Annotated in this window: 14 protein-coding genes; 8 read left to right on the top strand and 6 right to left on the bottom strand. The window is 68.1% G+C overall.

Annotated elements, in window-relative coordinates; translation table 11 throughout:
• The first annotated feature begins 184 nt into the window (after positions 1 to 184).
• Genes ACWEKR_RS29565 through ACWEKR_RS29540 form a run of 6 tightly spaced genes read left to right on the top strand, consistent with a single transcriptional unit; the run spans position 185 to position 5184 of the window.
• Positions 185 to 1312: a 4Fe-4S dicluster domain-containing protein gene (locus ACWEKR_RS29565; protein WP_452357239.1), complete on the top strand. Its 1128-nt coding sequence runs from the start codon at positions 185 to 187 to the stop codon at positions 1310 to 1312.
• The gene (locus ACWEKR_RS29560; RefSeq protein WP_452357238.1) at positions 1299 to 1808 is read left to right on the top strand and encodes a Crp/Fnr family transcriptional regulator; all 510 of its coding nucleotides are present in this window, start codon (positions 1299 to 1301) and stop codon (positions 1806 to 1808) included. Before ACWEKR_RS29565 ends, ACWEKR_RS29560 begins: the two co-directional genes overlap by 14 nt.
• Positions 1805 to 2659 carry an FAD/NAD(P)-binding protein gene (locus ACWEKR_RS29555; RefSeq protein WP_452357237.1) on the top strand — a complete coding sequence of 285 codons (855 nt, stop codon included), beginning with the start codon at positions 1805 to 1807 and terminating at the stop codon, positions 2657 to 2659. The genes ACWEKR_RS29560 and ACWEKR_RS29555 overlap by 4 nt, the downstream gene beginning before the upstream one ends.
• Positions 2656 to 3423: an NADH-quinone oxidoreductase subunit B family protein gene (locus tag ACWEKR_RS29550; RefSeq protein WP_452357236.1), complete on the top strand. Its 768-nt coding sequence runs from the start codon at positions 2656 to 2658 to the stop codon at positions 3421 to 3423. The genes ACWEKR_RS29555 and ACWEKR_RS29550 overlap by 4 nt, the downstream gene beginning before the upstream one ends.
• Positions 3416 to 4705: a Ni/Fe hydrogenase subunit alpha gene (locus tag ACWEKR_RS29545; RefSeq protein ID WP_452357235.1), complete on the top strand. Its 1290-nt coding sequence runs from the start codon at positions 3416 to 3418 to the stop codon at positions 4703 to 4705. Before ACWEKR_RS29550 ends, ACWEKR_RS29545 begins: the two co-directional genes overlap by 8 nt.
• Positions 4702 to 5184 carry a hydrogenase maturation protease gene (locus tag ACWEKR_RS29540; protein WP_452357234.1) on the top strand — a complete coding sequence of 161 codons (483 nt, stop codon included), beginning with the start codon at positions 4702 to 4704 and terminating at the stop codon, positions 5182 to 5184. The genes ACWEKR_RS29545 and ACWEKR_RS29540 overlap by 4 nt, the downstream gene beginning before the upstream one ends.
• Here ACWEKR_RS29540 and ACWEKR_RS29535 read toward each other — a convergent pair.
• A complete protein-coding gene (locus ACWEKR_RS29535; RefSeq protein ID WP_452357233.1) occupies positions 5169 to 5483 on the bottom strand; it encodes a hypothetical protein in 315 nt (104 codons plus the stop codon). The two genes, ACWEKR_RS29540 and ACWEKR_RS29535, sit on opposite strands and share 16 nt — an antisense overlap.
• Positions 5484 to 5781: 298 nt before the next feature.
• Here ACWEKR_RS29535 and ACWEKR_RS29530 point away from each other — a divergent pair, with 298 nt between their 5' ends.
• The gene (locus ACWEKR_RS29530; RefSeq protein WP_452357232.1) at positions 5782 to 6306 is read left to right on the top strand and encodes a flavodoxin domain-containing protein; all 525 of its coding nucleotides are present in this window, start codon (positions 5782 to 5784) and stop codon (positions 6304 to 6306) included.
• A gap of 36 nt (positions 6307 to 6342) precedes the next feature.
• Here the strand turns inward: ACWEKR_RS29530 and otsB are convergent, their stop codons facing one another.
• On the bottom strand, positions 6343 to 10320 hold the full coding sequence (gene otsB / locus ACWEKR_RS29525; RefSeq protein WP_452357231.1) for a trehalose-phosphatase: 3978 nt from the start codon (positions 10318 to 10320) through the stop codon (positions 6343 to 6345).
• Between the two features lie 145 nt (positions 10321 to 10465).
• Between otsB and ACWEKR_RS29520 the strand changes: the two genes are divergently transcribed.
• Positions 10466 to 11455, top strand: coding sequence for an Acg family FMN-binding oxidoreductase (locus ACWEKR_RS29520; RefSeq protein WP_452357230.1), 990 nt, complete (start codon positions 10466 to 10468; stop codon positions 11453 to 11455).
• 204 nt (positions 11456 to 11659) lie between these two features.
• On the opposite strand, the gene ACWEKR_RS29515 is transcribed toward ACWEKR_RS29520, so the two are convergent.
• The 4 genes from ACWEKR_RS29515 to ACWEKR_RS29500 form a co-directional block, all read right to left on the bottom strand.
• The gene (locus tag ACWEKR_RS29515; protein WP_452357229.1) at positions 11660 to 13279 is read right to left on the bottom strand and encodes an ABC transporter permease; all 1620 of its coding nucleotides are present in this window, start codon (positions 13277 to 13279) and stop codon (positions 11660 to 11662) included.
• Positions 13276 to 14190: an ATP-binding cassette domain-containing protein gene (locus tag ACWEKR_RS29510; protein ID WP_452357228.1), complete on the bottom strand. Its 915-nt coding sequence runs from the start codon at positions 14188 to 14190 to the stop codon at positions 13276 to 13278. The genes ACWEKR_RS29515 and ACWEKR_RS29510 overlap by 4 nt, the downstream gene beginning before the upstream one ends.
• Positions 14187 to 15188 (bottom strand): 1-phosphofructokinase family hexose kinase, encoded by a 1002-nt coding sequence (locus tag ACWEKR_RS29505; protein ID WP_452357227.1) that lies wholly within the window; start codon positions 15186 to 15188, stop codon positions 14187 to 14189. The genes ACWEKR_RS29510 and ACWEKR_RS29505 overlap by 4 nt, the downstream gene beginning before the upstream one ends.
• A 152-nt stretch (positions 15189 to 15340) precedes the next feature.
• Entirely contained in the window at positions 15341 to 17707 is a 2367-nt protein-coding gene (locus ACWEKR_RS29500; protein WP_452357226.1) for a heavy metal translocating P-type ATPase, read from the bottom strand.
• Between the last annotated feature and the right edge of the window lie 301 nt (positions 17708 to 18008).

Genomic DNA, 18008 nt, shown 5'->3' with positions numbered 1-18008 from the left:
CCGGGACCGAGAGCCGAGACAGCCTCCCGAACCTCTGGTCGTGCAGCACCCAGCCGGGCGCGGCGACGCCGGGTCCGATGCCGTCGGCCATCGCGATTCGGGACCTTCGTCCCTCGCGGTGCACCGTCCAGCTCACGAGACTCGAAAACGGACGGCTCTATCCGACCGAACAGAGGTCTCGACAATGCCTGACGACCCCATGGTGATCGATCGTGCCGGTCTGGATCGGCTGGTGGACGTGCTGCGCGAGCGGGGATACCGCGTCATCGGGCCGCAGGTGCGCGATGGCGCGATCGTCCTGGACGAACTGGACTGCGGCGGGCGACTCCCTGCCGGGTGGGGTGTGGAAACCGCGCCCGGACGGTATCGGCTGCGTCGCCGCGACGACGCGGCGGTCTTCGCCCATTCGGCCGGACCCGGCTCCTGGAAACAGTTCTTGCATCCGCCGCGTCGCAGGATAGCCCAGTTCGGGCCGGACCTCGAGCCGGAACCCGTGGCGGACGCTCCGGTCCGATCCGCGTTCCTGGGCGTCCGCGGGTGCGACCTCACCTCGATCGCGATCCTCGGGCGCGTGCTCGGCGGTGGAGCCTACTCCGATACTTCGTTCACCGACCGCCGGAAAGACCTTTTCGTCGTCGCGGTGAACTGCACAGAACCCGGTGGGGTGTGTTTCTGCGCGTCGATGGGCACCGGCCCGGGGGTCTCGGCCGGGTACGACCTGGCACTCACCGAGCGAATCGATGCCGAGGGCCACCGGTTCCTCGTCGACGTGGGCAGTGCGGACGGAGCCGATATCCTCGCCGAGATCACCGCACACAGTGCCGACGCCACGGAGGTCACCGACGCCCGTGCGGAGGTGTCCGCGGCGGCCGACCGGATGGGCCGGACAATGCCCGAGGTCGACATCCGCGCTCTGCTGCGCGACTCGCGGGAGTCCCCGCACTGGCAGGATGTCGCGAGCCGCTGCTTCACTTGCGGGAACTGCACCATGGTGTGTCCCACCTGTTTCTGCACCACTACCGAAGACGTCACCGATCTCACCGGCGACCATGCCGAGCGCTGGGAGCACTGGTCGTCGTGTTTCGAGCTGGACTTCTCCTACCTGCACGGCGGCAGCGTGCGGCAATCCGGCGAGAGCCGCTACCGGCAGTGGATCACCCACAAACTCAGCACCTGGCACGACCAGTTCGACAGCTCCGGATGCGTCGGCTGCGGCCGATGCATCGCCTGGTGCCCCGCCGAGATCGACCTGACCGCCGAGGTCGCCCGGCTGGCCGAACTCGCCGAGGAAACCGACCATGCCGACCGGTGAGGAACTGTCCGGGTTCGGGCAGTTGGCGGCACTGAGCGAGAAAGAGCTGCGCACGCTGGCCCGCGCCGGGCGTGACGTGGCCTTCCCCGCCGACCATCGGGTGATCACCGAAGGCGGGCAGGCCGACCGATGCTGGCTGATCGGCCACGGCCGGATACTACTGGACGCCCAGGTGCCGGGGCGTGGCGCTGTTGTCCTCCAGACACTCGGCGGCGGCGATCTGCTCGGCTGGTCCTGGCTCGTACCACCGTATCGGTGGCATTTCGGCGCGGTGACCGCCGAACCGGTCGAGGCCGTCGAATTCGACGCGCGAATATTGGCCGAACTGGCCGACCAGGACCCGCGATTCGGCCGCGCGCTGGCCATGATGCTCTTCGAGGCGCTGCTGGAACGACTGCAGGCCACCCGGGCGCGGCTGCTCGACCTCTACCGCAACCCAACCGAGACGTGCACCGCCGCCGCACCGCGCGGCACGGCCGGACGAGGTGCCCGATGAGCGTCGACACGCAGACCCACACGGTGCCGTACGGCGACACGATGCTGCCTTACCGCGTGATAGAGCGGGTAATACAGACCCCGGACACCGTGACACTGCGCCTGGAGCCGGTACGGGACGCCGCGCGGCATTTCGGGGCGGGGCAGTTCATGATGCTCTACAGCTTCGGGGTAGGCGAGATCGCGATCTCGATCAGCGGAAATCCAACCGCCGACGATGGCACCCTCGAACACACCATCCGGGCGGTGGGCGCAGTGAGCGCGGCGTTGCACGGCACCGAGATCGGCGGCCGGATCGGGGTCCGCGGACCGTTCGGCATCGGATGGGACCTGGCGTCCGCGATCGGAGGAGATCTCGTCATCGTGGGCGGCGGCGTCGGACTGGCCCCGCTGCGTTCGGCCGTGCTCACCGCGCTCGCCGCCCGCTCCGACTACCGGCGGATCGTGCTGATCACCGGCGCCCGCACCCCGGCGGACATGCTGTTCCGCGACGATCAACAAGTGTGGTCGGCGGCCGGTCCGATCGAACTCGAGCAGACCGTCGATCGCCCCGCGCCGGAATGGCGCGGCCGCATCGGCTTCGTCACCGAGCCATTGGCCCACCTGACCGTGGACCCGGACAAGACCACAGCCCTCCTCTGCGGTCCGGAAATGATGATGCGTTTCTGCGCACAGACTCTGCTGCGCAAGGGAATAGCCGCCGCCGCCATCCAGGTCTCCTTGGAGCGCAACATGCAGTGCGGTGTCGCGCGCTGCGGTCACTGCCAACTCGGCCCGCTATTGCTGTGCCGGGACGGACCCGTGGTCGACTACGCGACCGCCGAACCACTCCTGGCGGTGCGGGAACTATGACCGAGACACCGACCCTCGCGGTATGGAAGTTCACTTCCTGTGACGGTTGCCAACTCACCTTGCTCGACTGCGAGGACGAGCTGCTCGCGCTCGCGGGCAGGGTGCGCATCACCCACTTCGCGGAAGCGTCTAGCGCCATGGCGCCGGGCCCATACGACGTTTCACTCGTCGAGGGATCGATCACGACAGAAGAAGAGCGCCGCCGGATCGTGGAAATCCGTGAGCAATCCAGGATCCTGGTGGCGATCGGGGCGTGCGCCACGCATGGCGGGATCCAGGCGCTACGCAATTTCGCCGACGTCAGCGAGTTCACGTCAGTGGTGTACGCCAGCCCCGAGTACATCGCCACCCTGGGCACCTCCACCCCGATCTCGGCGCACGTACCGGTGGACTTCGAGCTCCGCGGCTGCCCGATCGACCGGCGCCAGCTTCTCGACACCCTGTGCGCGTTCCTTGCCGGCCGCGCACCCGACATCCCGAACACCAGCGTTTGCACCGAGTGCAAACGCCGCGGCACCACCTGTGTGATGGTCGCCGAGGGAATTCCCTGCCTCGGCCCGGTCACGCAGGCGGGATGCGGCGCCCTGTGCCCGGCCTATCACCGCGGGTGTTTCGGTTGTTTCGGTCCGATGGCGAAACCCAATATCCACGCGCTGCTCCCCATACTGCGCGTCAACGGCATGGACACCGACGACATCGACCGTGTCTTCACCACCTACGCCGCAGCCGCGCCGGACTTCGCGAAGAGGAACGGCGATGAGTGAGCGTAGGCAGCTGAAGGTCGGCTCGCTGGCTCGAGTCGAAGGCGAAGGCGCGCTGCGCGTCGTCATCGCGGACGGAAAGGTGCAAAGCGCCGAGTTGAACATCTACGAGCCGCCGCGATTCTTCGAAGCACTTCTGCGCGGACGCGCCTACACCGAGCCGCCTGACATCACCTCCCGCATCTGCGGGATCTGCCCGGTCGCCTACCAAACCAGTGCCTGCAACGCACTCGAACAGCTTTGCGGCGTGGAGCTGGACCGCCCACTGGCCGACCTGCGCAGACTTCTGTACTGCGGCGAATGGATCTCCAGCCACGCCCTGCACATTCACCTACTGCACACTCCGGACTTCCTCGGCTACCCGGACGCGATCACGCTCGCCACCGACCACCGCGAACTCGTTGAACAAGGCCTGGCCACGAAGAAGGCGGGCAACGCACTGCTGGAACTCCTCGGCGGCCGGGCCATCCATCCGGTCAACGTCCGGCTCGGCGGCTTCTACTCGGTCCCCGAACCCGCCGATTTCGCTCCTGTGATCGAGTTACTCCGCCACGCGCGGGACTGCGCGGAGCGAACCGGACGTCGGGCGGCCGCCTTCGACTTCCCGGAGCTGGAACTCGATCACGCCCTTCTCGCCGCCACCGTGCCGAACCGATACGCCATCGACACCGGCACTGTGCACACCAGCACCGGGCTTCAGCTCTCCGCGGCCGAACTTCCCGTGCACGTGCACGAACACCAGGTACCGCACTCCACGGCCTTGCACGCCATGCTCGACGGCGAACGCTATCTCACCGGGCCATTGGCCCGGTACACGCTCAACTACGCCCAGCTGTCACCGAGCGCCCGCCAGATCGCGACCGAGATCGGCCTCGGCACCGAATGCCGTAACCCGTTCCGCAGCATCTTGGTTCGCGTGGTCGAAGTCATCTACGCCATCGAGGAGGCACTGAGTCTCATCGCCGCCTACGAACGCCCCTCCCGTGCGGCGGTGCCCGTAGCGCCCCGCGCCGGAACCGGCCACGGGGTGAGCGAAGCCCCCCGTGGACTGCTCTACCACCGCTACGAGATCGATGATCACGGCATCGTGCGCGCGGCCACGATCATCCCACCGACGTCCCAGAACCAAGCCGTCATGGAGGACGACCTGCGGCGCGCGGTCGCGGACAATCTCGACCTCGACGACGCCGCGCTCGCAGCGGTATGCGAGCGCGCGATCCGCAACTACGATCCGTGCATCTCCTGCTCGGCGCACTTCCTGGACATCGATGTGGTGCGCCGATGACCGAGCACTGGGCCGTGGTCATCGGCGTCGGCAACGCCTACCGCACCGACGACGGAGTCGGTTCGGTAGTCGCACTCCAGATCGAAAAACTCGATATCCCAGGAGTTCTGGTAACCCTGTCGGACGGTGAACCCCTGAGCGTCGCCGATCTCTGGGCCGGTATGGACCTCGCCGTGGTGATCGACGCTGTGCGCTGCGAGCCGTCGGTTCCCGGCCGGGTCCGCCGCGGCGGTATCGATCTGCTCCAGCACACCGGCACAGTCGCGTCCTCTCACACGCTGGGGATCCAGGATGCGCTACCGTTGGGCCGCGCGATCGACCGCGTCCCCGGCCGGATCGTCGTCATCGCGGTGGACGCGGCATGCCTGGATTTGGGGATCGGCTTGTCGGAGCCGGTCGCCGCCGCTGTTCCACACGTGGTCGAGACCGTCCGCGCGGAACTTCGCACTGCCGCGCCGACGAATCACCCGCACAGGTAACTCAGATCAGTGCCGCTGGGCGACGGACGCGACCTGGATTCGGCGACGCTCGGTCCCGTAGTCATCTCGAACGGACCACGATCATCGGCACATCGATCGAGTGCAGCAGCGCATTGCTGGTCGATCCCTGCACGGTGGCGAGCGGCAATGACGATACGCCGCACCGGAACATCCGGATAGCGTTCGCTCCAGCCGGCGAGACTCGCGGCCAGTACCGCCTCCGCCGATTCGCGGGCTTCTTCCCATGCTCGCACCGGCACGTCCGGACCGCTCGTGTCGCTCCAGGCGTGCAGCGCCACCAGCTCCACTTAGTGATCGCGGGCTCCTCCCCGGGCGCCGCTGTGCGCGCGACCCGGGCGGCCTCGCTGAGGAGGCGTTCGCCGTCCCCGCGCATCCACTCCAGGTCGCCCTCTCCCCCAGAGAGATGCCCGGTCCGCGCCGCTGGCTCCGAGGTGAGCTCGGAAGACACCCGTGTGTCGCGTGGCCAGCGCCATGGCGAAAGTCCCATGTTAATGGTCGGTTCGACTCTGTTGGTGCCTCTCTCCGCAGCCTACCGTCGGAGACCTCACCCGGTAGAGCGCAGAGGAGAACATCGCCATGCGCGCGCGAATAGTCTACGAATCGATGTTCGGGAACACCGCCGCGATCGCGGAAGCCATCGCCCAGGGACTCCGTGAGCATGTCGAAGTGGAAGTCGTGAACGTGGTGGCGGCGGCGGAAGTGTGCGCGACGGTGAACCTGCTCGTGGTCGGCGGCCCTACTCACGCGTTCGGGCTCAGCCGCTCGCAGACGCGCCGCGACGCCGCCAAACTCACCGATGCTCCGGTCGCGACCGCCATCGGTGTACGGGAATGGCTCGCGGCCGCGCTGCCGGTATCGGCAGGCCACCGCGCGTTGGCCTTCGGCACCAAGATCGCCAAACCACCCTGGCTGCCGGGCTCGGCCGCACGCGGTATCGCGAAACGACTATCCCGCTTGGGCTATTCGCTCGCCGATCAGCCGGTGGATTTCCTCGTCGCCGATACCACCGGCCCGCTCGTACCGGGCGAGCTGGACCGCGCTCGGGTGTGGGCGGCCCGAATCGCCCACACCGAACTCGACCGAAGGATCCAACACACCTGACGGTGTGTCGACGCGAATCAGTATTCAGGTGACGATTCATCCCGCGAATCTGACCGAGTCCATCAGCCGGACCGTCTCCCCCGGCGTCAAGCGTGTGGTCTGATCCCGGCAAGTGATCTCGATCGGCGGCGAGGGGCCGGGATCGGAGCTGATCTCGACGCCTGCACCGCTGACCCGCACGGTCAGCCGATGACCACGATAGATCACCGGGAAACACAGGGCGCCGAGGGCTTTCGGCCAATACGGGCAGAACACCAGCCGGTCGCGGCGCAGTTCCATCCCGGTGAAGCACCGTTGCAGCAGATCGACGCTGCCCGCCATCGCCGCGAGGTGAATGCCCTCCGCGGTGGTGCCGCCCTGGACATCGGCGACGTCGGAGCCGAGCACCAGATCGAAGAACTCCACGGCGCGATCCCGGTGGGCCCGCGCCAGCACCCACGCGTGCACCAGCGCGCTGAGTGTCGAGCCGTGCGACGTGCGCGACAAGTAGTAATCGATGGTCCGCGGAATCATCTCACCGGGCAGTTCGTATCCGAGATGGCCGAGCAGGTCGCGAAGTTCGTCGGCGGACAGCAGGTAGAAAAGCATCAGCACATCGGCTTGTTTGGCAGCCCGATAGCGGTTGACGTCGTCGCCCTCGGCGTCGAGTACCCGGTCCAGCCGCTGGATGTTCCCGTATCGCCGCCGGTAGTCGTCCCAATCCAGCTCGGCCAGTCGCTCGTATCCCTCGAACTGGCTGATCACTCCGTCATGGAACGGCACGTACATCCGCCGCGCCACGACAGGCCAGTGCTCCACCTCCGACGGCCGCACCGACAACTTTTCCAGCAACTCCGACCGTTCGCGCGGAGCCAGCAGGGCGAGCGCGTCTATCGCGCGCAGGATCACCCAAGCCGCCATCACGTTGGTGTAGGCGTTGTTGTCGATACCGGCTTCGGGCGCATCCGGATAGCCGGAATGGAACTCGTCGGGGCCGATCACACCGCGGATGACGTAGCGGTCGCGCCCGGTGTCGTAGGCGGCCAGGCTCGACCAGAAACGAGCGATCTCCACCAGGAGCTCCGCGCCGCATTCGACGAGAAACTCACCATCGCCGGTGGCTTGGTAGTACTGCCAGACGTTGTAGGCGATCGCGATCCCGATGTGGTGGGCGCGGCGACTCGGGTCCGGATTCCACGTGCCGGACAACGGATTCAAGTGCAGCCGCTGACTCTCCTCGCGGCCGTCGCTGCCGGACTGCCACGGAAACATCGCACCCACCAGTCCCGCTTCCGCGGCCGCCCGCCGGGCCTCGGGCAGACGGCGATAGCGGTAGCGCAACAAGGAGCGAGTCAAGCCAGGAAAACGCGGATTCAACACCGGAAAGACGAACAGCTCGTCCCAGAACACGTGACCGCGATACGCCTCACCGTGCAAGCCGCGCGCGGGCACACCCACATCCAGGTCCGTGGTGTTCGGTGACAGCGTCTGCGCCAGATGCAACAAGTGCAGGCGCACGGTCTGCGTCGCGTCTCGCGCACCGTCCAGATCGATGCGCAGCCGCGCCCACAAATGCTCCCACGCCACGACATGACCCGCGAACAGATCCGTGTAACCGCCTGCGCCGGTGATCGTCCGGGCAGTCTCTTCCTCCGGACCCGCGGCCGCGTTGTCGCGGCCGGTGAACACCGCCACGATCTTCTCCACCGTCACCGGCTCTCCGGCTGTGACGTCGACGATGTACTCGTGACCGATCAATCCGCCTCGATCGATCACTTTCCCCGGCAGGCCGACCGGTTCCCCGCCGCGTCGCAGCGTACTGCGCGTCGCGATCGCCACCGGTACGGCGGATGAGTTGGTCCGCACCGCGAGCAGCACCGAATCGCCGGAAAGGGCTACCGCGTCCTCGATGATCAGGTGCGTGCCAGAGAGAGCGCTATAGCGCTGCACCAAATGGTTGCGCACCCTTCCTTCGATCGCCGAGCGGATTCGCACGGTGCCCGACCAATTCTCGGCGGTGAGCGTCACCTCCAATGCCCCCAGATGCGGGCGGTGCATGGCGACGAAGCGGCGTTGTGACACCGCGGTGATCCGCCCCGAAACGTCGCGGAAGCGGAACCGGCGTACCAGTTCGGCGTGGCGCAGATCCAATTGCTGCTCGTAGGACAGCAATTCGGCGGTGTCGAGGTCGAACCAGTCGCCGCCGTCGATCTGAAAGGTCACCGGGAGCCAGTTCGGCAGATTCACCAGACTCTCGTTGTCGACGACGCGCCCGGCGATCTCGTCGGAGAGTCGGTTGTACACCCCGGCGACGTAAGTACCCGGATAATGGACCGCCCCCGCGACCGTTTCCGGCGCTGCCCCGCGGGTGGCGAAGTAGCCGTTTCCGAGCGTGCACAGAGCCTCGCGCAACTTCTCCTCGGCCGCGTCGTACCCGACGAAGGTGAGCGTCCACGACTCCGGCACGACGGCATCCGCTTCGGCACGCGACAATTCCGCCAGCCGCTCGAGGAAAGCGCGAACCTGTCGCGGTCCGGCGAGCGCGTAGCGGGCAGCGGTGTGCCGGTCGCCAGTCTCTGCGGCGCGCACCACGATGGCGATGCCGTCGGCTTCGACGGCATCGAATGCGTCCTCGTCGGTCAGATCGTCTCCGAGATAGATCGGCGACACCGGGACGGTGAGACGATCGAGGATCCACCGCAACGCGGTGCCCTTGTCCCAGTCCACATCCGGTCGCAGTTCGGTGACGCGACGGCCGTGCGTCACACGCAGGCCCGCCGCGTGTCCGGCCTCGTGTACCGCGGCGATCACCCGCCCGACGTTCTCGGTCGCCACATTGCGGTGATGAACCGCGACCGCGAAGCGCTTGTGCTCCACCAGCGCTCCGGTGATGTCGGCCAATCTCCGGCGTAGTTCACCCGCGGCTTCGGCGAGGGCCCGCTCCGCTCCCGGCATGGCGTCGTGGACATGCCGGGTACCCTCGGGGGCCATCAGTTCGAAGCCGTGGCTACCGGCATACCAGATGCCGTCGACACCGACACGGTCGCGCAGGTCGTCCAGATCACGTCCGCTGATAACCGCGACCGGGCATTGCGTGGCAAGCGTCGTCAGAGCCGCGGCCACGCCGTCGACGGGTTCGGCGGCGGCGGGATCGGCGACGATCTCGGCCACCGTGCCATCGAAATCCAGTAGGACAGCTGGCTTCTCGCCGCCCAGCAGATCCACGATGCGCGACCAGCACGCCATGGCGTCGGGGACCTCCGACATCCGCCGGAAGCCGCCACGCAACCGCACCTGCGCCAGGTCGGCGACAACGAAGTCCGCCCCATGCGCCAGCAGACGATCGACGCCCGCGTGCCGGTCGACGCCGACAACCAGTGCGAAACCTCCGCTGCGGCCGGCCGCCACCCCCGCCTCGGCGTCCTCCACGACCACCGTCCGATCCGGTTCGGCACCCAGCCGCCTGGCTGCCTCGAGCAGCATCGCCGGATCGGGCTTCCCCGGCAGGCCCAGCTTCTCGGCATCGATGCCGTCCACTCGCACGGTGAACAAGTCGGAGACGCCGGCTGCCGTGAGCACTTCCGCGCAGTTACGGCTGGCGGAGAACACACCGGTACGGATGCCCGCCTCGCCGAGGCGCCGCACCAGTGTGACGGTCGATTCGAATACTCGTACTCCTTCGCGCGCGACCAGCGCCAGGAAAAGGTGATCCTTCCGGTTGCCCAGCCCGCATACCGTCTCAGCCGTCTCCGGATCGGACGGTCTCCCCCACGGCAGTGCGATTCCACGTGCGGCGAGGAAGTCGGCAACACCCCGATAACGCGGTTTGCCGTCCACGAAGCGGAGATAGTCGTCCCCGGTGAACGGTGAGCGGTCCTGTCCGGCACCCGCGGGGCGTTGGTTCAAGAACGAATCGAACAATTCCGTCCAGGCCGCGGCGTGCATCGACGCGCTATCGGTGACCACCCCGTCCATATCGAAGATCACCGCGTCGTGCCTGCGCGCGTCAATCGGCGGGACCGCCGTGGCACCCATTCCCACACATACAGCCTGAACGGCCCGAAGCCTCCCGTCTAGGGGCCGAGGTCCCATGGCACTCGACCGATCGGGGACCACCTGCGACGAGATTCGGGACCTACGACTCCTCCGGACGCCACCTCTCGATCCCTACCGTGACGGTATGAACCAGCCACCGTCCGGGGAAACCATCGAGAAGGCCGTATCGCTCGCCGGGCGGGCGCCGTCGCTGCACAACAGCCAACCCTGGCACTGGACATTCGACGGCCGAACCTTGCGTCTGTTCGCGGTAGCCGAACGCATGCTTCCGGCGACGGACACCTCCGGCAGGCAAATGTTGATCAGCTGTGGAATCGCTCTGGATCATCTGCGCGCGGCGATGGCCGCCGCAGGCTGGCGCGTCCACGTTGCCCGCTTCCCCGATCCGAACCGCCGCCAACACCTGGCCAACATCACCTTCGAACCGGCTCCCATCGTCACTGAGGGCGACCGTGCTCGCGCCGACGCCATCCTGCGACGACACACCGACCGGCTGCCGTTCCAGGCGCCTGTCGGATGGCCCGACTTCGAAACCGTTCTACGCTGGACCTTCGATCCCTCCGACGCCACACTCGACGTGCTGGGTGACGACTGCCGCCCCGATCTCGCCCGCGCCTCGAAGATGAGCGCCGCGCTCCGCCGCTACGACGCCGGATACCACGCCGAATTGCGGTGGTGGACCGGGCACACGATCGGCGACGCTGGTGTGCCCAGCGACGCGCTGATCTCCCAAGAGGAACGTCGGCGAGTCGGCGTGGGGCGTGAGTTCCCGACCACCACCACCGGCGACCGGCGCGGCGAGATCACCCAAGACCATTCGATGATTCTGGTGCTGTCCACCGACCGCGACACACCCGCGGAACTGGTTCGCTGCGGTGAGGTGCTGTCCACTGTGTTACTGGAATGCACGCTCGCCGGCTTCGCGACCTGTCCGTTGACCCACCTGACCGAAGTGCCGAGCAGCCGTGCCGTGGTCCGGGAGTTGACCGGACACTCCGGCCTCCCCCAGGTGTTGATCCGCGTCGGTATCGCACCCGAATCGCAGCCGAACGCTCCGGCGACTGCGCGCCGACCGCTCGGTGAGATCCTGGACATGCCCGAACCCGCCCGATAACCGGATCGAGTTCATCCACCGCCCGCGCTCCATCCACCCCGCCGGACCACTGTCGTAGCGGGTCACCGCCGCACGTGCACGCCTTGAATTCGAGCGCGCGCAGAGGCACGTATCCGGCTTTCCGTCCGATGCCCGGCGTACAGCCGGTGTTGCAGGATAGTCGCCCGACGAGCGACCACGTGTTCGCCGCGGAGGGAGGCGGAGTCAATACCCGACGTCGCGGCGGCGAAAACCGGCGACAGCGATCAGCAGCGCGGCCGAAGCGGCCAGGATGATCACGAGTACGGGCGTGGCGGTGACGGGGTGCAGCGGGACTTTCGGAAGGTGGGTGAACGGCGAGGCGTCATCGAACCAGTCCGGCAGATCGAAAGCAGCCGCGAAGAGAAACGCCACGGCGCAGTAGGCGAAGGCGGCCCACGCCACGGCTATAGCCGCTCTCGGAGCCCAGCCGACGCCCAGCGCCGCGACCGCGATCACCGACCAGACCGCTGGTAGGTACACCAGCGCCACACCGGCCATACGCAGCGCCTGTCCGAAATCGGAGATCGTCAACCCATAGGTCAGGCCGATGGCGAAACCGCCGACGGCCAATAGGAGTGCGCCGCCCCCCAAAGCGATGGTGAGATGGCTCGCCAGCCAGCGATATCGGCTGACCGGAGCGGCCAGCAGCGACTCGGCTCGTCCCGCGGTCTCCTCCCCACGCGCGCGCAGCACACTGGCGACGCCGAACGCGGCCGTGAGCAGCGCGACGATCGACACCGTCAGGGACAGATACGAATTCACCGCGTCGGCCGCACCGCCGGGAAGGTAGGCGGCGATCTCGGGGTTGTCGGCGAGATAGTCCTCGATGCTCTCGGTGAACGAGCCGTAGGCAGCTCCCAGCGCGAATACGCCCACGGCCCATCCGGCCAGCGAACCGCGCTGCAATCGCCAGGCCAGACCCAGCGGCGAGCCCAACGCCCAAGACGCCGTCGCGCGCCCTGTGCCGTAGGGAAGGAGTCCGGCACCGAAGTCGCGCCGGTCCAGCAGGGCCAATGCCGAAGCGGTCAGCGCGAGAGACGCGGCGGCGAACAGCAGCACCGTCCACCAGCGGTCGCCGGCGTAGGGGTAGCTGCGCTGGGCCCACCCGATCGGCGATAACCAGGCGACTGCTCCGCTGCCCACATCGCCGATCGCCCGCGCCACGTAGGCGGCCGCCACAGCGAGCCCGACCGCCCCGTAGACGCTGCGCGGATTCTCGAAGATTTGCGCGGCGACGGCGGTGACAGCGGCGAACGTGACACCCACGCCCCCGGCGACCACGCCGAGCAGCAGTGAGCCACCCGCCGGAAGTCCGGTTCCGACAGCGGCGGCGAAGAGCACCAGAACGACGGCGATATCGGCCAACCCCGCCAGTGTCAGCGCGGCGACGGCGGGTGCCCGGCGCCCCACCCGCCCCGAGCGGAGCAATTCCGCTCGCCCGGTCTCCTCGTCCGAGCGAGTATGCCTGCCGACCAGGAACATGTTCATCAACGCGACCACGACCGCCAGATACGCGAGTATCTCGAACACGATTTCACCGCCGATGGTCGTCAGCAATCGCGTGGGACCGCCCATAGCGACGGCAGCCGCGCTGGCACTCACCGTCTCGCGCAGCTGCGCGAGTTTCCGCGGTGTGTCATAGAAGCGCTGACTGCCGACCGACTGGAAGGCGAGCAGCGCGGCGGCACCGAGCACCCAGCACGGTAGCGAGAACCGCTCGCGCCATAGCGCGAAGCGCAGTAGCGTGCCTGCCCCGGAAAGCTCTTCCCGCGGTATCGGCCACGAGATCATGGGGGTGCTCATCGGTTGTCCTCCGCTGAAGAGACCGAAGCGGCGCCGTAGTGGCGGAGGAAAATGTCCTCGAGTGTGGGCGGCGTGCTGGTGAGGCTGCGCACACCGAGATCGGCGAGTACGCGCGTCACGGCGTCGAGGTGGGCGGTATCGACGTCGAACCTGGCCCGTGTGCCGTTGCGGACGAGGTCGTGAACTCCCGTCACCGCGTCCAGAGCCGTCAAGGGCCGGATGGTTTCGACGGTGATCGTGGTGCGAGTCAGATGCCGCAACGCGGACAGGGTGCCGCTCTCCACGGTGCGCCCACGCCGGATGATGCTCACCCGATCGCACAGTGCCTCCACCTCGGACAGGATGTGGCTGGACAGCAGGACGGTCCTGCCCTCGTTCTTCGATTCCGCGATACAGCGCTGGAATTCGGCTTCCTTGAGTGGATCGAGCCCAACGGTCGGTTCATCGAGCAACAGCAGTTCCGCGTCCGACGCCAGCGCCGCGACGAGCGCGACCTTCTGCCGATTGCCCTTCGAGTAGGCACGCGCCTTCTGGTGCGGATCGAGATCGAAGCGCTCCAGCAATTCGGCGCGGCGGCGCTGGTCGATGCCGCCGCGCAGACGGCCCATCAAGTCGATGACCTCGCCGCCGGTGATACCGGGCCAGAGGAGGACTTCACCGGGCACGTAGGCCAATCGCGCGTGCAGAGCGACCGCGTCCGACCACGGGTCACCGCCGAACAGCCGCACTGTCCCGGAATCCGCACGCAGCAGGCCGAGCAGAATACGAATCGTCGTCGTCTTGCCCGAGCCGTTCGGCCCCAGGAAGCCATGGATCTCACCGGTGCCTACGGTCAGATCCAGTCCGTCCAGCGCCGTGGCGGGACCGAACGATTTCCTCAGGCCGGCGATGGTTATCGCGGACTCGGTCATCGCGGCGATCCCTCCTGCAGCTGGGTAGCCGCCGGCCTTGCCACCTCATCGACGTCGGCTGTGTGATCGCTGTCGCGTGGTTGTTGTCGGTACAGCTGCGCGATGTGCTCGTGGCGGCCGGGCCCGGTACCGGTGGTGGCGAGCGCCGCGGTCGCGGCGGCGATGCCCAGGCGCACCGCCTCGGACAACTCGTACCCCCGCGCCAGACCAACCACGACGCCGCCGACCATCGCGTCACCGGCCCCGATACCGCTGCGCACCCGCGCCTGGATCGGGGCGAACCATTCGTGCGATTCCCGCGTCACCACAAGCGCGCCCACGGCGCCGAGGGACAGCAGCACGATCTCCGTCACTCCGGCGGTGATGAGGCCGCGTGCCTGCGCCAACTGTTCGGCGCGGTCGATCAGCGGATGCCCGGCGTAGTCGCCGAGTTCCCGCACGCTCGGTTTGATCAGGTGGACGCCGCGGCGCACGCTGCGCAACGCGTTGCCAGAAGTATCCAGCACCACCCGCACACCGAGGTCGGCGAGGAGATCGGCGAGGATCTGGTAGAAGTCCGCGGAAGCGCCCGGCGGGAGGGTGCCGCTGGCCACGAGATAGTCCGCGCCGAGTGCCGCACGTTCGACCGCGGCCAGGCAGCGATGCTGTTCCGGATCGGTGAGCCGAGGGCCGGGGAAGACGAAGCGATACTGCTCGCCGCTGGAGGTCTCGGTGACCGAGAGACTCTCCCGGGTGGATTCGGCCGTCTGCACCGGTACCGGCGGCACCCCGGTGTCGCGCACCAACTGTTCCAGCAGTCGTCCGTGCGGGCCGCCGGTGGGGAACACCGCTCTCACCTCGACACCAAGTTCGGCCACGGTACGCGCGACGTTGATGCCGCCGCCACCCGGGTCGTAACGTGGTGTCGCGCAGCGCATCTTGTCCGTCGGTACCACCTTGTCCACCCGTGTCGCGAGATCGATCGCTGGGTTCATCGTCAATGTCACGATCCGGCTCACCGAAGCCTCCTCACTGCCGCCCATTCACGACGATTCGATCCCGTCCCGGACGCCCGCCGTCGGGGAACTTGTCTCGGCCCGGTACCGAATACTCTGCGCACTCATCGACGACCGGAGCAGAGTCGACCGCCCTTCGGATGCTGGGACCTAGGTCATCGGGCCGAACTCGGCACCGGATTGTCGACCGAGGGCGCCAAGGTGAACAATGCTTCGTCTTCCTGCGCGAAATGCAGGGTGAGTACGGCGTCCAGTCCGTAGAGCGTGGCACGCAGATCATCGATCTGGTCCGCGCGGATTCCTTGTGGCGCGTCGTCGAGGTGACGGCCGACGCGTCGGATGAGGCGTTCGATTTCGGTGTGCTCTCTGCTCATGGTCACCATCGCCTCCGGATCGCGCAGATAACCGGTCAATGCTGGATACAGTTCCGATTCCTCGGCGTGCTCATGCGGCAGTATGTCGTCGACCAGGAGTTCGAACGCGCCGCGGACCGCGGCATCGGCACCCGGCCCCGGACCGCTCGACAGAGCGTCGGCGGCCTGCCGCACGGACGCGCGTGCGGCCCGCAGTCTGCCGTGCTCACGCGTGAAACGGGCTACCAGCGGCTCGATCGCCGCGGTCGACCGGCCGCGATGTACCCGCACGGCGCGTAGCGCGTTCAGGATCACCGCCACATCGATGCCCTCCTGCAAGAGCGCGCCCGCCGCGGGCATGAGCAGTCCGAAAGCCGCGGCGATCATCGCCGCCAGTGACATCGCCATCCCGGCCGTCGCGCTCTGCACCGCCAAACGATGTGATCGCTGAGCGATCTCCACCGCGTCGGCGAGCCGATCGATGCGGTCGTCCACGATCACCGCGTCGGCGGCCTGTACCGCCGCCGTCGACCCGCGCGAGCCGAGCGCGACACCGACGTCGGCGGCCGCCAGCGCGGGCGCGTCGTTCACCCCGTCGCCGACCATCACCGTCACCCCGTTGTGACGTTCCGCGCGGATGGCCGCGATCTTGTCGGCGGGGTCAGCGTCCGCGACGACCTCGGTGAGCCCGAGCAGGTGTGCCACTTCGGCGGCGTTGTCCACCCGGTCGCCGGTGAGCATGAGCAGCCGTCGCAGACCCGCCGATCGCAGCCGGCGCATGGTGCGTCCGGCGTCCACGCGGATCCGGTCGCGCACCAGCAGTGCGGCCATCGGCTGTTGATCGACGCACACCCACACCACCGCTGCCAGATCCAGCCGCGCCCGCCGCATCGCCGCCCGCGCCCACGGCGCCCGCTGCGCCTGCGCCGGAAGCCGGCCGACCCGCACCACGCGGCCCTCGACCGTCCCGGTCGCCCCCTGCCCCGGTTCTTCCGACACTGCCTGCGCGACCGCCCGCTCTATACCGCGTGCCGCCGCCGCGGCGACGACCGCACGCGCGAGCACATGCGGCGAGAACTCTTCCACCGCCGCCGCCTGGCGTAGCACCTGCTCGGCGCGGACGCCGGGCGCGGTGACGATATCGAGCACCTCCGGCCGTCCGACCGTCACGGTCCCGGTCTTGTCCATCGCCAGGCACCGTGCCCGGCCCAGCGCCTCGAGCGCGGCACCGTCTTTCACCACCACACCGGCCCGCGCTGTCCGCGACATCCCGGCCGTGATCGCGACCGGCACCGCCAGCAGCAGCGGACAAGGCGTCGCCGTGACGACCACCGCCACCGCCCGTACCGGATCCCCCGTGAACAGCCAGGCGCCGCCCGCGACAGCGAGAGCCAGCGGCAGGAACCACACCGCGACGCGATCGGCGAGCCGCACGGTAGGAGCTGCCGCGGCGGCGGCCTGCCGCGCCAGCGTCACGATGCCGGCATAGGTGCTGGCCTCGACCGTCGCCGCGGCTCGGATATCCACGGCCGTGCCCGCGTTGACCACACCGCTGCGCACCTCGATATCCGCCCGGCGCACGACGGGGACCGACTCGCCTGTCAGCGCCGATTCGTCGAAGACTCCCGCTGTGGTGAGGACGCCGTCGACCGGCACCGTCTCACCGGGCAATACCACCACGAGATCCCCGGGCGATATCGCGGTCGCGGCGACGGTCTCGATGCCGTCGTGGCGACGGCGATGCGCCTGGGCCGGGGCCCGGCGCAACAAGGCGGACAGATCGCGTCCGGCGCGGCGTCCCGCGTACGCCTCCAGCACCCGCCCCGTGGCCACCATGAGCGCGATCAGAGCACCGGCGAAGTACTCACCGACGACCACCGCGCCGACCAACGCCACCAAGGCCAGCAGGTCCGCGCCGTAGCGCCGTTTCAGGAGATCCGACAGCACCCATGCCGTCGCGGGAACGAGCGCGGCCACCGTGGCCGCCAGCCACACCAGGTCAGCGGCCTGCGCGCTGACCAGATGTATCGCGAAGCCTGCGGTGACCAGCACAGCTATCACGCAGACCAACGCGAGGGCAGCGACCATCCGCCGCCGCGCGGCACGCGATTCACCGTCGGGCGCCGCGGCGGCGGCCGGTGGATCCGTTGGGTCAGGCAGACGCGGCATGAACTGTCTCCGATCATCTCGTACCCGTGCTACGCCCCGACCGCCATGAGCTACCAATAGCGCCGCTCCGGCTCGGGCAATACGACTCCAGCCTGTCCTTCTGCGGCGGATCACGGCAGGTTCACGGGTCGACGATCATAGGGGAGATGGTCCCGAGCGAATCGGACGAACGACCTTCGCGCTCGGCGCTCACAGCCGACATCGCACCGCACCGTATGCCGGTGCGGGGCAGGCCATTGGACCCTAGGCAGCGCGGGCGGCCCCGACCACGCTGTAGATCAACTCGTCTACCAGAGGGAGT

The sequence above is a fragment of the Nocardia sp. NPDC004573 genome, assembly GCF_053602135.1.
The sequence above is the reverse complement of the archived record's forward strand: the minus strand, read 5'-3'. Positions and strand labels throughout refer to the sequence as shown.

Coding starts and splice junctions, on each gene's coding strand:
- ACWEKR_RS29565 (WP_452357239.1), top strand. CDS start 185: ATGCCTGACGACCCCATGGTGATCGATCGTGCCGGTCTGGATCGGCTG.
- ACWEKR_RS29560 (WP_452357238.1), top strand. CDS start 1,299: ATGCCGACCGGTGAGGAACTGTCCGGGTTCGGGCAGTTGGCGGCACTG.
- ACWEKR_RS29555 (WP_452357237.1), top strand. CDS start 1,805: ATGAGCGTCGACACGCAGACCCACACGGTGCCGTACGGCGACACGATG.
- ACWEKR_RS29550 (WP_452357236.1), top strand. CDS start 2,656: ATGACCGAGACACCGACCCTCGCGGTATGGAAGTTCACTTCCTGTGAC.
- ACWEKR_RS29545 (WP_452357235.1), top strand. CDS start 3,416: ATGAGTGAGCGTAGGCAGCTGAAGGTCGGCTCGCTGGCTCGAGTCGAA.
- ACWEKR_RS29540 (WP_452357234.1), top strand. CDS start 4,702: ATGACCGAGCACTGGGCCGTGGTCATCGGCGTCGGCAACGCCTACCGC.
- ACWEKR_RS29530 (WP_452357232.1), top strand. CDS start 5,782: ATGCGCGCGCGAATAGTCTACGAATCGATGTTCGGGAACACCGCCGCG.
- otsB (WP_452357231.1), bottom strand. CDS start 10,320: ATGGGTGCCACGGCGGTCCCGCCGATTGACGCGCGCAGGCACGACGCG.
- ACWEKR_RS29520 (WP_452357230.1), top strand. CDS start 10,466: ATGAACCAGCCACCGTCCGGGGAAACCATCGAGAAGGCCGTATCGCTC.
- ACWEKR_RS29515 (WP_452357229.1), bottom strand. CDS start 13,279: ATGAGCACCCCCATGATCTCGTGGCCGATACCGCGGGAAGAGCTTTCC.
- ACWEKR_RS29510 (WP_452357228.1), bottom strand. CDS start 14,190: ATGACCGAGTCCGCGATAACCATCGCCGGCCTGAGGAAATCGTTCGGT.
- ACWEKR_RS29500 (WP_452357226.1), bottom strand. CDS start 17,707: ATGCCGCGTCTGCCTGACCCAACGGATCCACCGGCCGCCGCCGCGGCG.